The organism is Grimontia hollisae CIP 101886, assembly GCF_000176515.1.
In the GTDB taxonomy this organism is placed as follows: Bacteria; Pseudomonadota; Gammaproteobacteria; order Enterobacterales; family Vibrionaceae; genus Enterovibrio; species Enterovibrio hollisae.
Window position 1 is genome coordinate 240,408 of the sequence record NZ_ADAQ01000010.1, and the last position, 22,442, is coordinate 262,849.

19 protein-coding genes and 1 pseudogene are annotated in these 22,442 nt (G+C 47.7%); 11 read left to right on the forward strand and 9 right to left on the reverse strand.

What is annotated here, in order from left to right; all coding sequences use genetic code 11:
* The first annotated feature begins 74 nt into the window (after positions 1-74).
* The 3 genes from VHA_RS05895 (at position 75) to VHA_RS05905 (ending at position 2,153) form a co-directional block, all read left to right on the forward strand.
* Positions 75-1,208: an acyl-CoA desaturase gene (locus VHA_RS05895; RefSeq protein WP_005502715.1), complete on the forward strand. Its 1,134-nt coding sequence runs from the start codon at positions 75-77 to the stop codon at positions 1,206-1,208.
* Positions 1,209-1,318: 110 nt separating this feature from the next.
* The gene (locus VHA_RS05900) at positions 1,319-1,786 is read left to right on the forward strand and encodes a GNAT family N-acetyltransferase (RefSeq protein WP_005502723.1); all 468 of its coding nucleotides are present in this window, start codon (positions 1,319-1,321) and stop codon (positions 1,784-1,786) included.
* 85 nt (positions 1,787-1,871) lie between these two features.
* Entirely contained in the window at positions 1,872-2,153 is a 282-nt protein-coding gene (locus VHA_RS05905; protein WP_040528298.1) for a hypothetical protein, read from the forward strand.
* 178 nt (positions 2,154-2,331) lie between these two features.
* Here VHA_RS05905 and nleH read toward each other — a convergent pair whose 3' ends face one another.
* Both nleH and VHA_RS05915 read right to left on the reverse strand, forming a co-directional pair.
* A complete protein-coding gene (gene nleH, locus VHA_RS18395; RefSeq protein WP_005502725.1) occupies positions 2,332-3,324 on the reverse strand; it encodes a type III secretion system effector kinase NleH in 993 nt (330 codons plus the stop codon).
* 328 nt (positions 3,325-3,652) lie between these two features.
* Positions 3,653-4,633 carry a CobW family GTP-binding protein gene (locus tag VHA_RS05915; protein ID WP_005502726.1) on the reverse strand — a complete coding sequence of 327 codons (981 nt, stop codon included), beginning with the start codon at positions 4,631-4,633 and terminating at the stop codon, positions 3,653-3,655.
* Positions 4,634-4,908: 275 nt separating this feature from the next.
* Here VHA_RS05915 and VHA_RS05920 point away from each other — a divergent pair, with 275 nt between their 5' ends.
* Together VHA_RS05920 and VHA_RS05925 are read left to right on the forward strand one after the other, a co-directional pair.
* Positions 4,909-6,294 carry a TldD/PmbA family protein gene (locus VHA_RS05920; protein WP_005502727.1) on the forward strand — a complete coding sequence of 462 codons (1,386 nt, stop codon included), beginning with the start codon at positions 4,909-4,911 and terminating at the stop codon, positions 6,292-6,294.
* The gene (locus tag VHA_RS05925; protein ID WP_005502728.1) at positions 6,294-7,637 is read left to right on the forward strand and encodes a TldD/PmbA family protein; all 1,344 of its coding nucleotides are present in this window, start codon (positions 6,294-6,296) and stop codon (positions 7,635-7,637) included. Before VHA_RS05920 ends, VHA_RS05925 begins: the two co-directional genes overlap by 1 nt.
* Positions 7,638-7,696: 59 nt before the next feature.
* Here VHA_RS05925 and VHA_RS05930 read toward each other — a convergent pair whose 3' ends face one another.
* The 5 genes from VHA_RS05930 to VHA_RS05950 all read right to left on the reverse strand — a co-directional run bounded on the left by VHA_RS05930 (position 7,697) and on the right by VHA_RS05950 (position 11,350).
* Complete coding sequence (locus VHA_RS05930; RefSeq protein ID WP_040528347.1) at positions 7,697-8,170, reverse strand: NYN domain-containing protein; 474 nt, start codon at positions 8,168-8,170, stop codon at positions 7,697-7,699.
* A gap of 115 nt (positions 8,171-8,285) precedes the next feature.
* Positions 8,286-9,143 (reverse strand): alpha/beta hydrolase, encoded by an 858-nt coding sequence (locus VHA_RS05935; RefSeq protein WP_005502730.1) that lies wholly within the window; start codon positions 9,141-9,143, stop codon positions 8,286-8,288.
* A 76-nt stretch (positions 9,144-9,219) separates the two neighbouring features.
* On the reverse strand, positions 9,220-9,816 hold the full coding sequence (locus VHA_RS05940) for a TetR/AcrR family transcriptional regulator (protein WP_005502732.1): 597 nt from the start codon (positions 9,814-9,816) through the stop codon (positions 9,220-9,222).
* A 96-nt stretch (positions 9,817-9,912) separates the two neighbouring features.
* Positions 9,913-10,812 (reverse strand): 1-aminocyclopropane-1-carboxylate deaminase/D-cysteine desulfhydrase, encoded by a 900-nt coding sequence (locus VHA_RS05945; protein WP_005502733.1) that lies wholly within the window; start codon positions 10,810-10,812, stop codon positions 9,913-9,915.
* A 64-nt stretch (positions 10,813-10,876) separates the two neighbouring features.
* Positions 10,877-11,350, reverse strand: coding sequence for an Lrp/AsnC family transcriptional regulator (locus VHA_RS05950; protein WP_005502734.1), 474 nt, complete (start codon positions 11,348-11,350; stop codon positions 10,877-10,879).
* A gap of 130 nt (positions 11,351-11,480) precedes the next feature.
* On the opposite strand from VHA_RS05950, the pseudogene VHA_RS05955 reads away from it, so the two are divergent.
* Positions 11,481-11,987 (forward strand): annotated as a pseudogene (locus VHA_RS05955) (hypothetical protein); the annotation flags it as partial.
* 171 nt (positions 11,988-12,158) lie between these two features.
* Here the strand turns inward: VHA_RS05955 and VHA_RS05960 are convergent.
* Entirely contained in the window at positions 12,159-12,470 is a 312-nt protein-coding gene (locus tag VHA_RS05960; protein ID WP_040528299.1) for a hypothetical protein, read from the reverse strand.
* Positions 12,471-12,759: 289 nt separating this feature from the next.
* Between VHA_RS05960 and VHA_RS05965 the strand changes: the two genes are divergently transcribed.
* The 5 genes from VHA_RS05965 (at position 12,760) to dgt (ending at position 21,763) form a co-directional block, all read left to right on the forward strand.
* Positions 12,760-15,984, forward strand: coding sequence for an ImpA family metalloprotease (locus VHA_RS05965; protein ID WP_040528301.1), 3,225 nt, complete (start codon positions 12,760-12,762; stop codon positions 15,982-15,984).
* Between the two features lie 191 nt (positions 15,985-16,175).
* Entirely contained in the window at positions 16,176-17,204 is a 1,029-nt protein-coding gene (gene dctP / locus VHA_RS05970) for a TRAP transporter substrate-binding protein DctP (RefSeq protein ID WP_005502738.1), read from the forward strand.
* A 378-nt stretch (positions 17,205-17,582) separates the two neighbouring features.
* Positions 17,583-17,933, forward strand: a complete 351-nt coding sequence (locus VHA_RS05975) for a hypothetical protein (protein WP_226926503.1) — start codon at positions 17,583-17,585, stop codon at positions 17,931-17,933.
* 218 nt (positions 17,934-18,151) lie between these two features.
* Complete coding sequence (locus VHA_RS05980) at positions 18,152-20,149, forward strand: methyl-accepting chemotaxis protein (RefSeq protein ID WP_005502743.1); 1,998 nt, start codon at positions 18,152-18,154, stop codon at positions 20,147-20,149.
* Positions 20,150-20,302: 153 nt separating this feature from the next.
* Positions 20,303-21,763, forward strand: a complete 1,461-nt coding sequence (gene dgt, locus VHA_RS05985; protein ID WP_005502745.1) for a dGTPase — start codon at positions 20,303-20,305, stop codon at positions 21,761-21,763.
* A gap of 9 nt (positions 21,764-21,772) precedes the next feature.
* On the opposite strand, the gene VHA_RS05990 is transcribed toward dgt, so the two are convergent.
* The gene (locus VHA_RS05990; RefSeq protein ID WP_005502746.1) at positions 21,773-22,399 is read right to left on the reverse strand and encodes a TetR/AcrR family transcriptional regulator; all 627 of its coding nucleotides are present in this window, start codon (positions 22,397-22,399) and stop codon (positions 21,773-21,775) included.
* Between the last annotated feature and the right edge of the window lie 43 nt (positions 22,400-22,442).

The following is a 22,442-nucleotide window of genomic DNA, read 5'->3' on the forward strand; positions in this document are numbered from 1 at the left end:
ACGGCCATCTTGACCGCTTATTTCACCGCCATTATTCTAGCGTACATGTGTACGCTGGAATTTGCGGTATTGAAATGGAATCAAAACACACCAATAAACCCCCGATCATTTGGCTGAATGTATCGGTATTCGTTATCACTTTTGCTGTCGCTGCGATTGGAACCCCTCTTTGGGCCTACTATCACGGCTTTGACGGCGCACAGATTGCAATGCTGCTTATTGCGTTCACGTTTTGTGGTATGTCTATCACCGCTGGTTATCACCGCTTGTGGTCTCACAAAACCTACGAAGCCCACCCTGTACTGAAAGTTATCTTTGCCCTTGGCGGTGCATTTGCCGTTCAAAACAGTATCCTGCACTGGTCTTCTGACCATCGCGTGCACCACCGCCATGTGGACGACAATGACATTGACCCCTACTCGGCCAAGCGCGGCTTTTGGTATTCACATATCGGCTGGATGTTGCGTGAATATCAACAACACCGTTATACGGACTACAGCAACTGCCGCGACCTGCAAAAAGACAAGATAGTGATGTGGCAGCATAAGTATTACCTGCCTTTGGTTATTGCCACTAACGCCGGTATCCCCATCTCATTTGGATTGCTTCATGGTGACTTGTGGGGGGCGATTATCCTGATTGGCTTTACCCGTTTAGTGTTGAACCATCATTGCACTTTCTTTATCAATTCACTGGCCCACGTTTGGGGTAACCAACCCTACACCGAGAAAAACACCGCACGTGACAATGGTATCCTGGCTTTTCTGACCTTCGGCGAGGGCTACCATAACTTCCACCATATTTTTGAAAACGATTACCGCAACGGCATTCACTGGTGGCAATTCGATCCAACCAAGTGGCTGATTAAGGCAAGCAGTTGGTTTGGGCTGACTAAGAAGCTGCGCGTGACACCACCGGATCGCATTGAAAAGGCACATGCAGCCATGGTGCTAAAAAACATTCAGGCACGCCTGAACCTGGCCCCAAATGCCAAACACCGCCTGCAACTCGTCGAACAAGAGTATGAAGCCCTGGTTGCCCGCATGAGTGATTATTACGAGGCCCAAAAGCGTCTGCTTGATTTAAAGAAGAAAAATTTGCTGAAAAAATATGAAAAAGCGATTCTGGTTCAACAGCTCCACATCCTGAAGTCAGACTTCCAACAACAAAAACGTAATTGGATGACGCTTGCTGCGGCATACGCGTAATCTTCCGCTCAAGCACCTCATTAATACAACAAGGGCAGTGATACCTGCCCTTTGTTTTAAGCCGCTCTCCGCTTTAGACTGGAGCACAAGCTTTTTCCTGGGAAAAACCCATGATCACTATTCGCCGTTATCGCGAAGGCGAAGAGCCTTTGCTCTGGACACTTTTTTTCAACACAGTGCGAAACATCAACATCCGGGACTACTCTTCGGCACAAGTCTCTGCCTGGGCACCCCACGATTTCGATCCCGCGATCTGGAAACAGAATATACAGGCGATCAATCCCTTCGTCGCTGAATGGGAAGGCAAGATAGCTGGATATGCCGACGTGCAGGCTGACGGGCTTATCGATCATTTCTTCTGTGATAGGGCATTTCAGGGGATAGGCATTGGCCGGGCGTTGATGGAAGCACTCTTTGATGAAGGTCGCCGGTTGGGCGTAACCCGTTACTACGCCCATGTCAGCATAACAGCACGCCCGTTTTTCGAGCATATGGGTTTTACCGTGGTAAAAGAGCAGCAGGTAGACGTGCGCGGCACGGTGTTAACGAATTTTATGATGGAGCACGTCAGGCAGTAATCCTCCCTGCCCCCAAACGCTCACATCGACAAGCGTCAACAGAAGGCATAAAATCCGGTTTTCTTTGAATCGCGGGTCATACGGTATGGCAAAAAAACCGACTCGCATGGATGCAATGAAACAAATCATTGAGCAGGTAAAGCAGGAACTTCCGCTCTATGAATCTGACACTTTTGTCTGCGGGCCTGATGGCAACTGCATTGGCTGCCCGAAAAAATTGCTGGAAATGGTCGATTCTGAACTGACGTATTGGGAATCGGCCATGTCCCGCGGCATTACACCACAATTTGATGAAATCCGTCGCTTTGGGAAGATGTGTACCAGCGTACGCCGCGCTTTAGTGCGCAACAAAATTATTGAGGCATAACCCTCATGATATTATGCTTCAAGATAACGAAGACATACTAAAAACGAAATTTTACGAGCATATGTTGATGGAAAAGGGAAGCTGAAACCTCAGCTTCCTGATTTTAGAACTGAGCCGTTTCCTCAAAAACGGCTTTATCGGGCTGACTACTTATTATCGGAAATAAAAATTCAATACCTTATTGGACATTGAAATTTATTATATCATTCACATATCCAATGATATAATTTCGCCCCCACCCCCAATAGGCATCTAATAACGATTTAGAATTATTCGATCCATTCAAGTCTACTGAACAACTAGTGATATCAATACAATAAAATTTATTTTCATCACTATTATAAAGTATATTTGTTTCTGTTAAATCGCAATGGAATATACCTTTGGATTCCAGGTCTTCTATCATAGACTCGATTTTATTTTTTGCTTTACCAGGAAGCGCATCAATGTTAGCCAATGGCGTGCCATTAATCTTCTTCATTCTTATTCCAAGCATCTCATTATTTGAGATTATGATTGACGCACTGCCTTCTCCGTAACATTTACAAAAACAGTCCACCTCATGTTCAACCTCTTCTTTTGACATTTTTACCTTAAATAACTTAAGGACTTCGTCTGGGTTAGATTTGTTTTCATAAACATCTGCGCATCCACCAAAGCCAATTTTTTTCCCTACATCAAGCGCCACATCACTTTTAAGGTCAAGGTTATCTACAAACTTCACTTTTTTGGATGAAGTCTTATAGTCAGGCTCTGGGTACACGGGGGCCGGCTCACTCCCTCTTGCGGTAGAGGTATCATAATCAGGCTCTGGGTACACAAGGGCTGATGCTCCCCCTCTTGGGGATGAGGTATCATAATCAGGCTCTGGGTACACCAAGGCTGATGCTCTCCCTCTTGGGGATGAGGTCTCATAATCAGGCGCCGGGTACACCAAGGCTGATGCTCCCCCTCTTGCGGTAGAGGTGTCATAATCAGGCGCCGGGAACACAGGAGCTGATACCCTCACTTTTTGAGATGAAATATTATAGTCAGGCCTCGGTATGTTAATAAAACGTTTATTTCCATCAACATGTCTTACAGATGCAATAAATAGAGGTTGCTGAGGTATATTACCTCTTGTCGTTGAAGGAAACGCAAAATTACTCGGGGCATTGTGGTTAATCTTCACTTTACACATCCTTAAAATGCAAAAATAACATCTAATTTTTGCAACAATTTACCAACTCACCAACCAACTCCAGGCTCTCGCTAAACCTCTTTTAAGGTTGGATAATTCGTATCGGATAATAGCCTTTTTTGGAGATTTAATAAAATGTTATTTTTATTTAAAAATCAACAAGGTGGTACTGTTGATTATTATGCATCTATGATTAATGGCTATATCAGAGATCAGGGTTGACTAAGTAATGACCAAACATAGACAGATTTGCCGTCGCCATCCCATCTCATGCCAATCAGGCAAAAAATACCCGACTTGTCATCGGGCATCTTTATCGTTATTGAATAAAAGAAAGCAGGATCGCTTCCAAGTCATCCCAGGGTAATGGCGTTTTATCAATCACTTCCACCCGCGACTCAACCCCCTCAAGGCTGATTGAGCTGACTGTCACCACCTGGTTGACCACGTTGAATGCATACATGCCGTCATCCGTATTCATCACCGCTTTTACACGCTCTGCATTCAGGTTAGAAAACAAACCGTAGAGCGAATCAAAAGGAAACACGGTGTTGGGCTCGAACACCCAGCCACAGCTGACATACCCCTGCCCTTTGTTTTCCTTGCGACGGTATTTCTCCCCGGGTTCCAGCTCAAAAGGGGGCATTTCATCATCATGTGAATGGTGGTGTCCAAACTGCGCATTACGATCAACGCGGGGCAATGCCAGCCATTCCGGATTGAGCTGCCCCTGCTCGACGTATCCGGACGCCAGCTTGGCGATTTCTGAGCTCTGTACGTAACGGTCAAACGCTTCGAGATCAGCCGGTGAGCAAAGGTCTGTTTTGTTAGCGACAACCACATCCGCCAGGGCGAGCTGATCTTGGAAATTCTGGTTTTCCGTGTAGCGTTTGTCGGCAAAATTACGCGGGTCAACCAGAGTGATTGTGGCGTTCAGCGCAATGTAGTTTTCATAATGTTCAGAACGCAGTTTGCCGATAATATCTTTGGGGTGACCCAATCCTGTTGGTTCAATCAATAAACGATCCGGGTTTTGGGCCAGCAGTGCATTAATGCCAATCGCCATTGGCAAGCCTGCCACACAGCACATACAGCCTCCCGGCACTTCCTTCACTATCGCGCCCTGCTCACTCAGGAATGCGCCATCAACCCCGACTTCACCAAACTCATTAACGAGTACTGCCCAGTTTTCGTTTTCCGGTTTTTGTTTGAGCAAACTCAGGATGGCAGTTGTCTTACCGACACCAAGAAAACCGGTGATGATATTGGTGGGGACTTTTTTGGTTAGCTTTTCGGCCATAAAGATTCCTATCCGTGCACTGATCATTGTCAGGCTGCTCAGTGTATCAATCCAGCAGGGATACGAAAGTGTAACTTCATCATAGATAAGCAAACCATCTGAAGACGCTGAATTCTACGCACCTAGGTCTAATGCGCAGTTATTGGCATGACGACGGGTGTTTTTTAGTCAGATAGCCTTCACCGATGCCACTAAAAGGCAAAGATGATTGGTGCCTTTACGTATAGCTGATAACCTCAAAGTAATAGAAAACCGACTCTCTCTAGGAGGAAGGAATGTTAAACCCCTGCACTGCCAAAGCAGTGATAGACCACGCCCTGTTCTTGGGGGCGGACTTTGCCGAATTGTTTGTTGAGCGCCACCATTCCGGCAGCGTAGAGCTGCTTTCCGGTGAGGTTGACAAAGTCAACTCAGGTATCGATTTCGGTATCGGTATCCGGCTATTTTTTGGCCACAAGGTGCTTTATGGCTACACCAACAGTCAGGATGAGGAAAAGCTCAAGCAAGTCACCTCCCTGCTGTGTGCCAAAGACAAACGCGATCAGATTGCGCAAGCCGGGGCATTGAATTTCACCCGTCCGGATGAACGTCATCCGGTAATCATGCCTTTTTCTGCCAACAACCACGTGGAAGAGAAAATTGCTTTCCTGAAACGTGTTGATGCAAAAGCCCGTGCTCAAAGCGACAAGATTTCACAGATCATTGGCCGTATTGCCCAGCGTGAGCAACAAATCGAGATTTTCAACTCGACCGGCCTTCATGTGCAGGATACCCGTCATTATACCCGTATCGCATCGTCCGTGGTCGCAACGCATGGCAACGAACAATCTACCGGTTACGAAGCGCCAGGGATGCTGTCTGGCTGGGAATTTAATACCCAGATTGATCCCGAAGAATTGGGTGAGATGGCCGCAAGACAGGCACTGGTCAAGCTGGGCGCAGACGCCTGCCCGTCTGGTGAAATGCCGGTGGTGATTGGTAACGGTTTCGGCGGCGTGATTTTCCACGAAGCCTGTGGCCACTTGCTGGAAACCACCTCTGTTGCCAAAAAAGCCTCAGTTTTCCATGACAAGATGGGTGAAATGATCGCTAATCCTGTGGTGAACGCTGTGGATGATGGCCTGATGAAAAATGAGTGGGGCTCAATCAACATCGACGATGAAGGCATGGAAACCCAGCGCACCCAATTAATCAAAGATGGAATACTCACCAGCTTTATGGTTGACCACATGGGAAGCCTGAAAACCGGTTACGCGCGCACCGGATCAGGCCGTCGCGAGTCTTACAAATATGCCCCAACCTCGCGCATGCGCAATACCTTTATCGAGCCGGGCGATGCGTCATTTGATGACATGATAAGCGGTGTCGAGCGCGGTATCTATGCCAAGAAAATGGGCGGAGGCTCTGTGCAACCGGGAACCGGTGAATTCAACTTCGCAGTTCAGGAGGCGTACCTGATTGAGAACGGGAAAATCACCAAGCCATTGAAATCGGCCACGTTGATCAGCACCGGTCCCAAGGTGCTGAAAGAGATCAGCATGGTAGGGAAAGATTTCGAGCTTGCTGCCGGCATGTGTGGCTCAGTGAGTGGCTCGGTGCCAACCACCGTGGGACAACCTGCACTTAAAGTCGATAATATTCTGGTAGGAGGTGGCAACTGATGAGTGAATTAAACACATTAGAAAGCGCCATAGAGCAGGTGCTTGAACTGGCGAAAAAAAGTGGCGCCCAGGCAGATGTGATTGCATCCAGCAGCGAAAGTTTCAGTCTGAAAGCGGATCAGGGCGAACTGTCTGAATACAAGGTCACTGCCAGTCAGGTGATTGGCGTTCGGGTGATCAAAGACGAACACGTCGCCATCAGCTACTCCGAATCTCTGGAGCCGGATAATCTTGCCCAGATGGTCGCTCAGGCGCTGACCAATGCCAGCTTTACCAAGAAAGATCCGCTGCAAAAAATCCGCGCTGAGGGATTGAACATCCGCACGGATTATCCTGAAATCTACCAACAGGACAACGCCACGCCAGAGCAGAAAATTGAGCTGGCCCTGTCGCTGGAAAGTAAGATCCGGGAAAAACCCTTGGCAAAAGGCGCGCCGTACAATGGGTACAGTGAAAGCAGCGGTATTACCCTGCTGGGCAACACACTGGGGACCCGCTGTTTCCACCAGTCACGCTCCCTGAGCTGTTATACCGCAGCACTCTTGGATCACAACGACAAACAAGCCATGCATGTCGCCGCTTCGGTTGCCCGCACCTTTGACGGCCTGACGCCGGAGAAAGTGATCAACGATGCTTACGAAATGGCGGAAGCCTTGCTTGAAGGCGCGCCGATTGCCACTGGGCAATATTCGGTGATTTTTGAGCAAGATTGTCTGAACGAGTTACTTGGTGCCTTCGGCAGCTGCTTCTCTGGCGAATCAGCAAAACGCGGTATCAACCCCTGGCGCGATAAAGTAGGCCAACAGGTTGCCAGCCCGTTGCTGACATTCCGGGACGTCGCCTATATGCCGGGCGGCCACGCGATCAAGGCGTTCGACGGTGAAGGCTTTGCTACCGGTGACACCACGCTAATTGAGAATGGCGAACTGGTTGGCCTTTTACATAATTCGGCCACAGCGGCGCATTTTGGTGTGGCGCATACGGCCAATGCTGGCCGCTCACCCAAAGGCACTTTGAGCGTAAGCTCCCGTCATGATGTGATTGGTGCAGGCACCAGCAGTGAAGCGGAAGTGACGGCCGGTGAATACCTTGAACTGGTTGAATTGCAAGGTGTTCACTCCGGTGCCGATGCCATCAGTGGAGACTTCTCGTTTGGAGCAAGCGGTTTCCTTTGCCGTGACGGTAAACGCCTCCAGCCTGTCCGTGGTATCACGGTGGCCGGTAACTTCTACACCATGATCAAGGAAGTGGAAGCGGTTGGTAATACCGTGGTGCCAAACTATGCTGGCCAGTTCTATTCACCACTGATTCGCTTTGCGCGACTGAATATTGCCGGTAAGTAACTGATAAAACGTCAAAGAGCCCGAGATAGGGCTCTTTTAACATAGAAATCTGGCAAGCGTTAAAGCAGCAAGTCGTCTTCAATACCGATAAACCGGTCGACACTGTTAATCAATGAGTTGGCCGTCAGCATGGGCACACCGAACACAATGGCTTCTTTACCATAGCGCTCACGCACTTTGTTCATCAGCAAATCAAAATCACCGTCGCCAGAAAGCAAAACCACGGTATCTACCTCTGGGGCCATTTCCATCACGTCAATAGCAATACCTACATCCCAGTCACCTTTGGTGCTACCATCGCTGCGCTGGATGTAAGGCTTCAGCTTCACTTCAAAACCGATATGGCGAAGGGCATCCTGAAACTTGATTTGCTGGTCGTCATCACGCCTGATGGCGTACGCATTGGCACAGACCACGTCCCCCATTTCCTGAAGACGCTGCCACAATTTCCGGTAGTTAAACTGGCGGCCATATGCCTGACGGGTGGTGTAGTACACGTTTTGAACATCTGCGAATACAGCGATTTTTTTCAAGGAAAAACCCATTGTGAGTGTGACATTTCACGGTGAGAATAGCACAGCAGAGAGTAAAAACGGGGCGAGGAAAAGAGATAACGTAAATTCTGCCTGACCTGTCAGTTTACCCCTATCAGTTCACAACCGACGCAGCGTTGATAAAGACGTCTCTTAACGGTTTGCTTTTTAGCACCCGGCCATGTCCCAAGCCCTCAGTTTCTACCAAAGTGACATGCCCAAAATGCTCAGACGCTTCTTTCGATACGCCAAACGGGGCAAACCTGTCACTTTTGTCATGGACAATAAATACCGGTGATTGACGGGCTGCGAGCTTATTAAATGGATCGATATCTTCAATGCGTACTCCGTATTCTTCACTCACTGTCGCCACCACTTCTTTGAAAAGCTTCATTGAATAACCGGACGCTTCAACCGTACCAAAGAGGTTTTCCCAATATTTAAGTACTGGGGCAACCAGGATAATGGGCTTACCCATCAACACAGGATGCTCACTTTCCAGCAAGGTCGCCCCGCCCATAGAATGGGCAATCACCCCTTCAATGCTTTCCTGGTGGTTCAAAATATCGTCCAATGCCTTCAGAAAGGCAGGTATACTGCCTTCTTTCCCGTCACTTTTCCCATGACCCGGATGGTCGTAGGCCAGCGCAGTAAAACCCGCTGCGGCAATATATTCCATCAGAGGAAAAAACTGGTTTGAGGAACCCGACCACCCATGCGTTAGCATCCAGGTTGGGCCAGAGCCCAACCTATACGTCATCATTTTGCCCTGCGCGGTCTCTACTGTCGCAATTTCCATACCTGCAGGCACTGGATTCACCTCTCGCCCTTTCGCTGGGGTCAGGAACAGTTTGCGAGCGGTCTTCAGCGCATGCTTGGGCGCGATTTTATGGTGGAAACGGCTTGCGATGTTCAACGCTTTTTTGCGGACACTGAACCGGTTGCTATTACCGAAGTAGATTTTGCTACTCATGGGTGCTCCTCTATTTTTAGAACGGTCGTGCTATTTAAATTCAAAGAAAAAGCAGACCAGCAATCCATCTGCTTAATTATGATTTTTTCCGGGCTTTGGCGAACAAATCGTCAATGCCTTTCCAGAATTTCTGGGCACATTCCGATTCCAGTTTTAACGTCCTGAACAGGTGACTGCTGAGATACAAGCCATACAGTTCATAAACCGTCTGCCAACAATCCAGATCATCATGAAACTCGCCGGTTTCAATGCCTTTCTCAAACTGTATTCGCAGGTAGTTGAGCCAGGTTTTAATCGTACCTTCCAGTGCCTGTTGCATTGGGTCATCATCGTTATGGCTCTCTCGCCAGGCATCAAGAAACATGCAGCTTCCCTGAAAGGAATCGTTCCAGGTTAACCAGTTATCCAGCATATGGCGAATCTTGGCCTCAATGCTGGGATGCGACGCATCGCGACAGGGCTCAATAATGCGCGCGACAAAACATTCACTTGCATACCTCACCACCGCTGCCTGCAAATTGGCGCGCGAATTAAAATGGGCAAACAAACCGCTTTTCGACATTCCCACACGCTTTGCCAGTTCACCGATAGTCAGGCTTTCAAGCCCTTCCTGGCTCGCCATTTCAAATGCGGTGTTCAAAATCTGTTCGCGTGTCTGTTGCTTTTTACTCATTCGCCCATTTCTCTTACCTGACATCTAAAAATAGCACGAGCGTTCGATTGATCAACGCTCTCTTTGCTGGTCAGAGTAGTGCATAGCCTGTCATTTTCAGAGGCCAAATCTCCGCTGATAGCGCGGCAACATACTTTCATTGCCAACAATCCCCCCCTGGTGGATATACAAGAGCGTTTTATCAGGGTTGGCTACCCGCCATTGTTGTAAACAACGCCACATCATCGGGTCATACAACAAGTCAAACTCGACCCCGGTTTCATCCAGCAACGCTTTCCACATCCGGTAATCATCCTGGTAAAGTTTACCAAAATGGTGTTTAGCCGATAGTTCAATAATGGTGGGAAAGCAGGATTCACCCAGCTCGCGAAATTGTTCAACCAGATACGCTTTACCACCCACACACGGACAGGTCAGCACGTCAATCCCCTGATTTTTTAGATGTTTATGCAAGAATAGGGCTGTTGTGCCTGTCCCGGAAGGGAGAGCGACGACCAAATTGTTGATTGAATGGGTCTGCGCCCAATTCAGAATCTCCTGGGCAAGCATGGCAACACCTTTTTCTGCCAGTGGTGAACGCCCGCCTTCCGGCACGCACAGACAGTGATTCCCTGTTCGATAGGTGTCAATGTAGTCCTTGGGATGCACAGGAACATCAGAAACGTCAGAGACCGCAATAACCGCCGCCCCTAACGCCAGTGCCTGACGGTAGTTACCAATCGGGTGCGCTTTCAGCCATTGCGGAATACGATCAACATAGAACTCTAATTTCCATCCCTTTATTTGGGCAAGCGCTGCAAGAGATAACAAAGAGTTTGCCTGCGGCGAGCCATAGCCAATCAAGTGTGTGATAGTGTCATCTTCCAACTCCAGCAACGCCATCAGTTTGCGCGCTTTGTTGCCGGAAAAATAGGGGTGTAAAAGATCATCACGCTTTAGGTAGAAAGCATCGCCATTAAACGTGTGCCGGGTGATTGGGGTGTGGGAAAGTTTCATTATTTGCGTCGACAGTTTATGCGTATCCCAAAGCAGCAGGTCTTACTGCTTTTTTATGGGAAGATCAAATTGATATATTTTCTAACCCTATTGCTGTTTCAAACTTCACTTGACGCATAGCCACAGACGTATGGAATTTGCGTATGTTGAGATCGGTGTGCAGCACCCTTTCAACAAACGCTTCATAAGCTTTAATATCGGTGACATTCACGATCAGCACGAAATCATAACTACCAGACGTTTGGTAACACTGGGTCACTTCCGGGGCTTTAAGGATTGAAGTGCGAAACGTCTGATAAATTTCCCGACGGTCCCTTTCCATTTCCACCGATACAATCATTGTCATTTTTACCCCTGCTAACGCCGGGTCCAAAATAGCCACATCACGTGCGATCACTTTCTCGTCACGCAAGCGCTTCACGCGCTTGAGGCATGCAGGCGGCGAAAGTCCAACACGTTCTGCCAAATCAACATTTGCGATTCGGTTGTCCTGTTGCAGTGCGACTAAAATGCGTTTATCGATCCTATCAATGTCCATGCTTCTTAAATCCAATTAAATATCCGTCATAATTTCTTATAACTTTACTAACAAGAAATTTTAAAGCAAACACTCTTGTTAAATGAAAATTCTGTTAACTTCAAACGGGTTACTATAAAACCTTACACAGATTCTCTGGCAGCCAGCAATGGAAAATGCTGCTTCACTGACAGCATGGGGCATCAGCCAATTCCAGAACCTGATATTGGTCTTCGTCATTATCACCGTATTACTCTTCGTACTTAACCTGCTGAAAGTGTTGGGTATAGAACGTTTGATTGCCAAAGCACTAAGCCCATTCCTGCGCCTGCTCGGCATCAGCAAAGAGGCGACCAACCTGACGCTGATTGGTATTACACTTGGCCTGTCATATGGTGGCGGTCTGCTGATCAACGAAGCCAAGAGAGGACACATACCTCCGAAAGATATATTCACTGCCATTACCTTGTTGGGACTGCTTCACAGCCTGATTGAAGATACATTGCTGATGCTGGTGATTGGCGCTGACTTTATAGCGATATTCTGGGTACGGCTGGTGTTTGCGCTGGTATTAGTTGGTGTCATATCAAGATTCATGTGGTTGATTGAAGGTAAACGTTACGAGCAGCTCTTTTTCCGCTCGGTCGTGACGGGTTGACTTATTCGTGTAAAGAGAAATTTGTGGCGGAGAAATCGACGCAGGAAAGCAGAAACAAAATAGGAGGAAAGGCAACAGATAGCGGCACTCTAATGGAGGTTACCCGGGCAAAAAGTCGTGATTTGCCCAGATAACCGCTCGCCAACGATTTACTGTCTTCATTCGATGAACTTAGTGAGTGATCCTGATTTCCACGTTATACGGTGTCTCTAATTGCACATTGTCACCAAACTTTACTATCGTTTCGCGCGCCAGCACTTCACCGGAAAACTTGGCTTTCTTATTTTCAATCAGGTCACGCCAGATAGTGTCCAGCGACAATATGCGTGAATCATTAAAACCTTCAAACGACAAAGTTATACAGTCGTGCCAATCAGTGCCTCTGCCTGTTATTTCGTACTCCGCGCCTACATCACTAACAGTACGCTTGGACGAAATTTCAACATAAAACTCGGCAACTTCTTGTTCTCTCCATGTATTCATCTAGGATGCCTCTCACATTATACCTGTCGAAATTATAGACATACATTCTGATTTTGGTCGCAAAAATGAGACAAATGTGACTTAAAACAGTCCAGGCATCGCCCCAAAATAATGGGATGGAACAGTGTGTATTTGTTATCCACATCTCTTGCGTTTGCCATCTCAGCCTTGATTGCTTTTCGCATATTGAACTGAGATCCACGTCGCGCTATATTCATCATCCTCAAAAAAATACACATAACGTTAAAGACAACCACTCATAAGGTAAGACATTGTTTAACAATGAAAAATGAAAAAGTTAATAGTATTAGTCGCCAGTTCATTTGTATTATGGGGCTGTGGTGACAATAACGAGATTGGGGTAAATACAAACAAACCCGAAAATGCCCAGACGTATCGCGTAAACACAGTACTTGCATCTTCAAACGGTGTTATTTTTCCATCCGAAGCAATGGTGAAACACGGTGAGACTGTCGAGTTCCGTATTACGCCTAATCCAGCATTCTATATCGACAAGGTTGAGGGGTGTGGTGGCACACTCAATGGTCACACATACACAACAGGTGTGCTGACTGAAGATTGCACGATCTCTGTTTCATTTATATCTGATGTAGAACAGGCTCTGGCACATGCTGATCACGCGTTAGCAGCAGAAAGCAGTTTGTTGAAAACGGCATATGCCACGATTGAAAACATCAAAACATCACGTCGAACTGAACTGCCTGCATTTTTTAAAGGCGTGAATACCCTGACCTGGGACCCAACCCACGACTCCATCCACTTTCCTCAATTCGCAAATATCGAAAACACTGACGTACTGCTCCGGGCTAACACAGACCATAGTGGAAACCCGGCAGACAAGGTACTGGCCTTGTACCGCATTGGTAAAAACGGACATCGATCTATCGTGTCTGGCGCGAACATTCTCGCTCTAGCGGAGTCTGGCACGGCGGGTTCTGACTTTAACCAGTTTGCCAAAAACGTGGTCGAGTGGCTGGCAGGTCGCAAAATTGAAGGCTCGAAAACGCCACTGTCTGTCGTGACCTCACACATCCCTAACAGCTACCCTTACTTTGAACATTACCCCAAAATTAAAGCGTGGCTGGAGAAGAATTATCCTGGTCAATACGTGCTGAATGAGCACAAAGCCTGTGATTACAGCAATCTACTCTCTTGTATCCAAACACAATCGCCAGATTTGGTGTTGATCGGCGGTGATGATTACCAGAAGAAAGGCTATGCGGGCATCCGTGACGCTATTCAGTATATGGAACAACATAACATCCCATATATGACGTCACATAATGCCAAGTTCCCGTCGGATCAGCCTATGCTGGAGGCATTCTACCAAGAGCAGATGATCTTTGGTGACACCAACTATTGGGGCAAATACCGCCTCAACAACGCCACCCGTGATGTATTGATTACGGAAACGCCGCTGTATAACAGCATCAGTCAGTTACTTGAGGCCTTCGAGCAGGAACACTTTGATGCTGAGGCGCTTAAAACGTGTGGCAGTAACTTCATCACCTGTAATTCAGATCTTTTCAACAACGCCTTTAAAACGGCCGCAGACTGGTTCCGATGGGCAGCACAAGCCGCTGACCAACAAAATCTGGATCCGTTTAAAACGGACAATCACCTGTTGTTGAAACTGGGACTTCTGCTGGCCGATAAATATCGCGCAGCCATTGACTATCCAATTGATATTAAAGACGTTGCGGAATGGTATCGCGCGATGTTTGCCGACTGGGTGATCAGCTATAGCCGTGCAGACAACCGCGCCCAGCCGGATCTGGGCGAGTTTATAACCGACAGGTCTAATCTGAAAAAAGGGATTAACGCGCACTATCGCTATCCAGAGACTGTTACGGAGCGCAAAACCATCAGTGTGATGTACCCCAACCAGTGGACGACTACCGGTTGGTACGCACTGCCGGGACAAACAATCACGCTCAAGCGTCTGGATAACGGCAACCATAAGGTAAAAGTGAAACTGAACTATCACAGATACAACACCAACCGTGCGTATGAACAACATGTATACCGTGGCCCGCTGGAAATGCTCAGCGAACGCATCTCCATTCCGGCAGGCGGCAGTGCAACGTTTTCAACCCCTTACGGTGGACCCATTTACCTGAGCTTTTACAAAAATGGCGCGGGTGAAGCACTGACAACCGAGATCGAAGCGTCTGGCGTTGCCAAGCATCCAACCATCATGGATTTTTCTGACGAAAAGCAACGTGTAGAGTTTGAACAACGTTTACTGGAAACAGAACTGCCACATGTTGACTTGCGTACCGATTCAGCAGAGCAGCACTTGCGTCGTGACCGCTTTGAAGGCGCGATAGGCAAAGAATATGCGTCAACATCAGCATTGCTCACTGGCATCAGGGAAGACCATTTAGAAACGGTGTATAACCTCGCAGGTTTTAAAGTGCAGGGAAAAACACTCGATGAATCGTTGTCACCGCAAGTGGTTGCCGCCTGTAAATCCGTGATGGGTGAAGATTGTGTGGATGAGTCATTACATATTCGAGCGATTATCCAGCATGCCAACTATGACCAAAATGCACATTGCGGTGTCGGGTGCTCAGGCAACCCCTGGGATTCCAGTGACAGAATTTCACCGACAGGTTGGTTGGATAACCATGAGCTGGGCCACAACCTGCAAACCGGGAAACTTAATGTGCACTATGTGCCAGCAGGCAGTGAAAATACCTGGAGCGCATATCAGAACCGGGCGGGAGAGAACTCAAACAACATCTTCCCGTATGTGTCGCTGTGGCGTAAGCACTATATCCGCGACGGCCAAGTGACAAAGATTGAAGATGGACATATGAACCACAAAGATTTGTTCTTTGCCTTTATGTCTGATGCGGCACAGGTAAAAGATAAATCGGGCAAGCGCGTAGTGCTATACCCCGGCTGTAAAGTGGCAGACGCAGGCGAAAGCCGCTACGAAGCGCTTTGGGCAAACGGTGGTTATGCGGTTCATAACAGTCCACGGATGGCGTTTTATATCCAGATGGCCCTGCGTGCCCATGGCATGACGTTGAGAGATGGTACTACGTTGAAAAACGGGTTCGATATCTTCACCACTTTGTATCTCCACCAACGTATATTTGATAAATACGCAGGAAGTAAAGAGTCGTGGGATCTACACCGCGAACAACTAGGCTTCCCGCTGTTTGAATACAAATCAACCTCCGGTGAAGTGAAACACATGCCAGGAAACGATTTTATGCTGGTGACGTTAAGTTATTACACCGGGTATGACTGGACACCGCATTTTGATCTGCTAGGCCTGAGATACTCTGATTTGGCGAAAAAGCAAGCCGTTCAACATGGTACAAAAGGCAAGTTAGAGATGGGTATGTATGTGCTTGAGAAAGACTTACCGCCACGCACGATGAGTAAGGGTTTAGAGTTTATCAAGTTGTCTCTTAAAGACGGCACAACTAAATGGCCACGGGATAATTCAACGCCGGCAGACTGTAACCCCGCCCTCTAAGATAAAGCATGTATAAAGCAAAAGCCTGGTGACACCATCACCAGGCTTTTTTAGTTCAAAAATCTCAATCACTGCATGGATAAATCGGCTGGTTTGAAAAACACTTATATCCAAACGTACTTCAGTTACCGTGAGCGCGATATGGCCTCCAAGCAGATTCACATTCATTCAACACAGCGGAGAAGCGAGGGATGATCAGACAGCTGAAATGCGCCATGTTGGCCGCCGTCTGCTTCACCATATTTTCTGTCTGTGCCGAAAGCGTGAAAGAACCGATTGTCTGGCGCTTTGGTCTGGAAGAAATTGAAGGTTCGGTACAGGATATTTATGCACAGGAGTTTAAACGCCGTATTGAGGAAAAGTCAGAAGGTAGCGTCCTGGTGGACATTTATTCCTACGGCATGTTGGGCGAATCTGAAGATCTCACGGCACTGACTGCGCTGGGCACCCTGCAATTGACTCATGCTTCTGTCGGCATCATCGGCAACCTAGTGCCGGAAATGCAGGTTTTTAACATTCCCTATATATACTCTCACGACGACGCACTCAATCAGTCAGTGATAGCCAGTAATCCTGTTGTGTATGACGTCATTGGCAATGCCCTTAGCGATCAGGGTCTGCACCTGATAACGCTTTACCTTGAAGGCGATATGGTGTGGTCTACCAACTGGGAAGTCGTCAGTCCAGATGATTTTAAAGGTTTCCGTATGCGGGTGATGAACTCACCACTACTGATTGAATCATTCCGGCTTTACGGTGCAGATACCCAAATTCTTCCCTACTCCCAAGTCTATGGTGCACTTCTGACAAGGATTATAGATGGGCAAACGAATCCCGTTTTCTCGATTGAAGAAATGAAGTTCTATGAAGTGACGGATTACATGATTTGGCCTGGCGGGCATAAATTCACCACGTCAGTCATTGCCAATCAGCAGTGGTATTTATCGTTATCACCGGCGCACAAATCCCTTCTTCGTGAAACCGTTAACGAGCTGACCCGCTATATCTTTGAGCAACAAATGGCCCTGAATAAAGCACAGCTGACAAAGATAAAGTTATTCAAACCCCACATGACCTTTATTACGCTCACCCGCAATCAGCAAAACGCCTTTAAGAAACTGGCATCCCCCCTTCGCGAGCGCTATATCGAACTGACAGGGAAACAGGGAGAACGTCTCTTAAATGCGCTCGATGACGCTTTTGGACATAAACAACAATAAGAGAAAGATATCACTCTCTTACCGTTTCTTTACGCTATCATCCAACGTATTGGAAATCGGTGATAACGATTGATACCCAAGCAACCTGAAAATGCAGGATTCAGCGAGTTTGACCGGCAGGAAAAAAACCTGATGCTTATCGAGACTAAACGTAAAAGAAAAAAAGCCTGTTTAACATCCTTATTCTTTCTACTGTTTTTTTCCGCTATCTCTGTTCAAAATGTTTATGCTTTCGGCAAAAAAACACCGCATTTTGTCGACACATTGAAACTACATGGCTATATCGATAACTACGGTAACATCCGATTAAACAACACTCATTTCACTGAACTTCCAGAATCACTTGAAGTTAAAGGTTTTTTGGACATTGAAGGCAGCATGATAGCGCGCTTACCGGACACGCTTTCAGTGAAAAGTTATGTCAATGCGTCGCACACACCATTAACCCGGTTTCCCAATATTACTGTCGGCGGGTACATCAATCTCACCGGTTCAAACGTCATGGTGCTACCGGGAGGGTTTCAGGTAAAAGGCGATTTAAGCTTAGTGGATACCCCAATCAAGTCACTGCCCCGCAGGTTAACGGTTCAGGGAAATCTCTATCTGGGTAACACTCAGCTGGATGCACTGCCACCGGACCTGAAGGTTGGCGGTGACCTCTATCTTCGGGGGACAAACATCAAAGACGTCCCCGAAACGGTACGTGTGGGTGGAAGGATCTATCGCTAATCCCAACACCTGTCAGGGATTACGCCGCCCGTTTGAGCTGGGCAAACTGTCCAGAATGAAGTTTACGCTGCAGCCAGCCCATAGCGGTAGCACACACGGCCACGTCTCTAAACGCACAACAAATAGCCAACATAAGCCACAAATATATGAATGATTTCTTGTTAACCCTTCACTCGCCTCTACACTTTTAGACAGCAAGTCTACAGGGGTCTATCAATATGTTCAGTGTGATAAAAAACTTAAAAATCAGCCAGAAGCTGATTTTGTTATCAGGTCTGCCTCTACTGCTCGTCATTCTTTTTGGTATTCAAGAAGTCATATCAAGTCGAGAAGGGGTAAAAGCCAGCCTACAAACCCAAGAAGCCATGGAAGCTTTCCGACTTTTAGATAATGTCGCCCATAATTTTGCTGTAGAACGTGGATTAACAGCAGGCTTTCTTGGCTCAAAAGGTGACGCAGGGATGTATGACAAACTTAAGGCGCAACGTAACAACGCCGACGACGCTCAGCGGAAACTCACCGCGTTTACACCTGAACACATTGACACAGTCCTATGGCGCCAAGCCACCGCAGAAGTGATCTCGATATTGCAAGGCAAACAAGCCATGAGACAGCAGGTTGACACTCTCAAACCTGCAAATTCCCCATTCAACTATTATTCAGACCTAAACAAACACGCCATCATCGCCGCATCGATTATCGCCTCCCAGGCTGCTGATCCCAGTGTTGCCCAAGAGCTCAATGCACTGCTTTCACTGATCACCATGAAAGAAAAAGCCGGGCAATCACGGGGAGCCCTGAATGGTATCTGGGCACGAAAAAGTGCCACCCTGGATGGGTATGCGCGCGTACAAAATTACATTGATGAATTTAATTACTCCTCTTTTGCTGTGCAGTCGGTTCTTTCAGGACAGAATGCGAGCAATTTTGAGGCGTTGGCAGGAATGTCAGCCTGGAGAAAAATCAAAGGGATAGAGCAACGCTTTTTATCGCAAAAAGGCAACCTGAACGCGCTGGAAGGGCCTTCTCCTCAAGAATGGTTTCCTCTCGCCACCCAGCGCATTGCCTCGTTGAACAAACTCAAAAACGAGATGATTGATGTCCTTCAGGCGAAGCTGAAAACTGACGCAGACAATGCAGCAACAATAAATACGGTTGTTGTGACTTCACTGGTGGTGGTCGTGCTGTTTATTGTGGCCCTTTCCTACCTCAGTGTTTCCAGCATCAATTCCCGGGTGAAAACGCTTGGAGACAACCTAAAGCGCATTGTTGAACATAAGGACCTTGTCCAATCCACGTATGACGGCGGCAACGACGAAATTGCTGTCATTGAAAAGCACATAGACAAATTCATCGTGAATATGCGTCAGCTGCTGAATGATGCGGCGAAGCTGGCTATGGATGCCGACAACGCCTTGGCGCGTTTGGCGGAAATCGCTCAAAAAGATGTGGACATGGCCCGTCAAACCTCATCACGCTGTGAAACACTGGCTGCCGCGATGACTGAAATGTCACAGAGCAGTGAAGAAGTCGCCCGATACGCCCAAGAAGTCGAAAATGCAACGGAGGCAGCTCGGGATTTCACTCACCAAGCCGTAGGATCAGGGGAGAGGTCTTCAAGTACCACCGGTGAATTGATCGCCAGCATTGACACCACTTTCCGTATGATGGAAGAGCTGCAAAAACAAACCACCAATGTAAAAGAAATCCTCGACAACATTACTGGCATTTCAGAGCAAACGAATCTTCTTGCGTTGAACGCTGCCATAGAGGCCGCACGGGCGGGAGAAATGGGACGCGGGTTTGCAGTGGTTGCTGACGAAGTTCGCAATCTGGCGCAACGCAGCAAACAGTCCACAGAGGAAATTGCCGGTATGCTGGATGATATTCGTAAAAACACGGAATCGTCATTTTCCAATATGCAACAAAGCCGTGATGTCAGTTATCAAACCCAGGAGGCTGTTGATACATCAAAGGTCTCTTTGGTGCAGCTGGGTGAAAATATTGATGACATGGCAAACAAAAATGCGGACATTGCAGAAGCAGCCCGCCAGCAGGCTCAGACGGTTTCCAGTGTATCGAGTGAGCTCGAGCAGCTGGTCGGTATTTCTTTTGAATCGAGAGATGGCTCTCAGTCTATTGAACTTGATTTGAGATCACTGAGGGAGAAAATGCACAGCCTCTCGACGAACATTTCCCAGTTCAAAACCGCCTGAATACCAGAAAAACCTGAAAAATGCCGACACCGTAAGCGTCGGCATTTTTGTCTGCAAACCTCTATTCCGGTTATCGACAACAACAGGTGACAGCATTAAGGTTATGAAAATGCATCGATTATGAAAAACATCGCTTCGACGGTAGGAAACCCCATGTCACACATCGATTTCAGGAAGAAAGTCAGTCTCGCACGCCCCCACCCTTACGGTTCGGATTTACAACGGGCGCTGGAAAGCGATCGCGGGCGCATCATTAACTCCGCCCCGATCCGGCGCCTCCAGCAAAAAACGCAAGTTTTTCCCCTGGAACGAAACTCTGCGGTACGCAGCCGGCTTACTCATTCGATGGAAGTCCAACAGGTGGGCCGTTTTATCGTTCACTCCATCTACGATCGTCTTTCGCCCCAAGACAAAGAGGCATTTGGTCTTAGCGAGTTAGAGCGCGCCATTGAGTCTCTGGTTGAAATCGCCTGCCTGATGCATGACATGGGCAACCCGCCTTTTGGGCACTGCGGTGAAGACGCGATCAACCGTTGGTTCAAAAAAAACCTGAGTCAACTCGAACCAATGAAACAGTTGGCAAGCCAGTTGCCTGAATCGACAATAAACCCGATTATCCATGAACTTTGTCATTTTGACGGGAACGCCCAAGCGATCCGGCTAGTACATTCACTGCACCGCTTTAATCTCACCTACAGCCAGTCAGCCGCTGTGCTGAAATACACCCGACCGGCCACTGAACAACATGATGATGTGCCTGAGGACAAGTCCTATCTCACTAAAAAAGTGGGCTATTACATCACCGAAAGCCGCTATGTTTGCGCACTGATGGAAACGCTAGACATCCAGAAATACTGTCGCCACCCGCTCAGCTACATCATGGAAGCCGCGGACGATATTTCTTACTGTCTGGCAGATCTAGAAGATGCGGTAGAAAAACGGATCCTCTCGCTGGAAACGCTGACCCAACATCTCAAACAAACGTTTATCGAGCTGGAGCCTGACAACCGCCCTATTAAAGGAGAGCTTTGTTTTGGTTCCCTGCTGGATGACGTTTACCGGCATGCACTGAATGACGAAATCAGCCCCACGCATAAGTTTTTTATTAAACTGCGTGTCGAAATGGTCCATCCTTTGGTGAAACATGCATCAAAACAATTTACCGACAACCTCGAAGCGGTCTATCACGGCAAACTGAACCGGGCACTGATTGAAGATAGCAGCCAGTTTCATGCCTTGGCTAAGGCTTTGAAGCAGGTCGCTATCAATCATGTTTTTAATGATCCTGAAGTCGAAAACCTTGAGCTTCAGGGGTACAAAATCATTGGCGGTTTGCTCGATGAATACCGCCCGTTATTAGATATGGACAAAGAAGCCTTCCAGGAAATTGTAGGCGGTAAAGGACGACGTTACCCGGTCGAGCGCAGACTGTTTAACAAGCTCTCCCGCAAACATGTGGCAGCCTATGAGGTCGCCCTGAAAGAAGACGCCGCCATTGACAACGCCGGGTTGTGGGAGTTTTACCTGCGCTGCCGTTTACTCCAGGACTATATTAGCGGCATGACTGATCAATTTGCATTTGATGAATACAAAACCCTGACCGTCAGCGACTAGGGTCAGACCCTAGAGCCTTTCCGCCGGATAACCATAACCACGCAGAAACAGATCGACACAGGAATACACATAGTTGCGGCGAGTCTTCTCATCCTCGCCAGCATCAAAGCCCAGCATCGCCCAATACACCGCCCGGCCATGCAGCATCAAAAGCAATTGCATCGCCGCATCAACGGTGTCTTCACACAAGGGTAAATCACCTTTTTCCACCAACTTCTTCAGGTAGCTACTCACACGTTCAATGTTGCGGACAGGCCCTTGCTCAAGAAAAATTCGGGCAATTTCAGGATGGGTATCAGATTGCCTGACTGTATTCTGAAAGGTGTTCTTGGCTTCTTCTCCCAGCAACATGGTTTGGAACAACCAACCATACTCTCTTAATACAACATGAGCATCACGTGATTCGTGTTCCAGATCCATCTCCAACCCCGCAGAGACACACTTCTCGATAATGCAGGTTTCGAACAACTGATCTTTACTACTGAAGTGGGCGTAAACCGTTTGTTTACTCACATTTGCATGCAGTGCAATTGCATCCATAGAGATACCATAGCCCTGCTTTGAAAAAAGCTCGACGGCAGCTGAAAGAATTTGCTGGCGCTTCTGCGCTTTCCGCTGTGAATGGTGTGACGCCATAGTGTTCCCATATCGACAATTGCACACAAAAAACACAAATCAA

What these genes read in the sequence shown, in the direction of transcription:
- VHA_RS05945 (WP_005502733.1), bottom strand. Translation starts at nt 10,812, where the DNA reads ATGAAACTTTCCCACACCCCAATCACCCGGCACACGTTTAATGGCGAT.
- VHA_RS05975 (WP_226926503.1), top strand. Translation starts at nt 17,583, where the DNA reads ATGATAGCGCGCTTACCGGACACGCTTTCAGTGAAAAGTTATGTCAAT.
- VHA_RS05905 (WP_040528298.1), top strand. Translation starts at nt 1,872, where the DNA reads ATGGCAAAAAAACCGACTCGCATGGATGCAATGAAACAAATCATTGAG.
- VHA_RS05940 (WP_005502732.1), bottom strand. Translation starts at nt 9,816, where the DNA reads ATGAGTAAAAAGCAACAGACACGCGAACAGATTTTGAACACCGCATTT.
- VHA_RS05960 (WP_040528299.1), bottom strand. Translation starts at nt 12,470, where the DNA reads ATGAATACATGGAGAGAACAAGAAGTTGCCGAGTTTTATGTTGAAATT.
- VHA_RS05950 (WP_005502734.1), bottom strand. Translation starts at nt 11,350, where the DNA reads ATGGACATTGATAGGATCGATAAACGCATTTTAGTCGCACTGCAACAG.
- VHA_RS05935 (WP_005502730.1), bottom strand. Translation starts at nt 9,143, where the DNA reads ATGAGTAGCAAAATCTACTTCGGTAATAGCAACCGGTTCAGTGTCCGC.
- VHA_RS05965 (WP_040528301.1), top strand. Translation starts at nt 12,760, where the DNA reads ATGAAAAAGTTAATAGTATTAGTCGCCAGTTCATTTGTATTATGGGGC.
- VHA_RS05895 (WP_005502715.1), top strand. Translation starts at nt 75, where the DNA reads ATGGAATCAAAACACACCAATAAACCCCCGATCATTTGGCTGAATGTA.
- VHA_RS05915 (WP_005502726.1), bottom strand. Translation starts at nt 4,633, where the DNA reads ATGGCCGAAAAGCTAACCAAAAAAGTCCCCACCAATATCATCACCGGT.
- dctP (WP_005502738.1), top strand. Translation starts at nt 16,176, where the DNA reads ATGATCAGACAGCTGAAATGCGCCATGTTGGCCGCCGTCTGCTTCACC.
- VHA_RS05925 (WP_005502728.1), top strand. Translation starts at nt 6,294, where the DNA reads ATGAGTGAATTAAACACATTAGAAAGCGCCATAGAGCAGGTGCTTGAA.
- VHA_RS05920 (WP_005502727.1), top strand. Translation starts at nt 4,909, where the DNA reads ATGTTAAACCCCTGCACTGCCAAAGCAGTGATAGACCACGCCCTGTTC.
- dgt (WP_005502745.1), top strand. Translation starts at nt 20,303, where the DNA reads ATGTCACACATCGATTTCAGGAAGAAAGTCAGTCTCGCACGCCCCCAC.
- VHA_RS05980 (WP_005502743.1), top strand. Translation starts at nt 18,152, where the DNA reads ATGTTCAGTGTGATAAAAAACTTAAAAATCAGCCAGAAGCTGATTTTG.
- VHA_RS05990 (WP_005502746.1), bottom strand. Translation starts at nt 22,399, where the DNA reads ATGGCGTCACACCATTCACAGCGGAAAGCGCAGAAGCGCCAGCAAATT.
- VHA_RS05900 (WP_005502723.1), top strand. Translation starts at nt 1,319, where the DNA reads ATGATCACTATTCGCCGTTATCGCGAAGGCGAAGAGCCTTTGCTCTGG.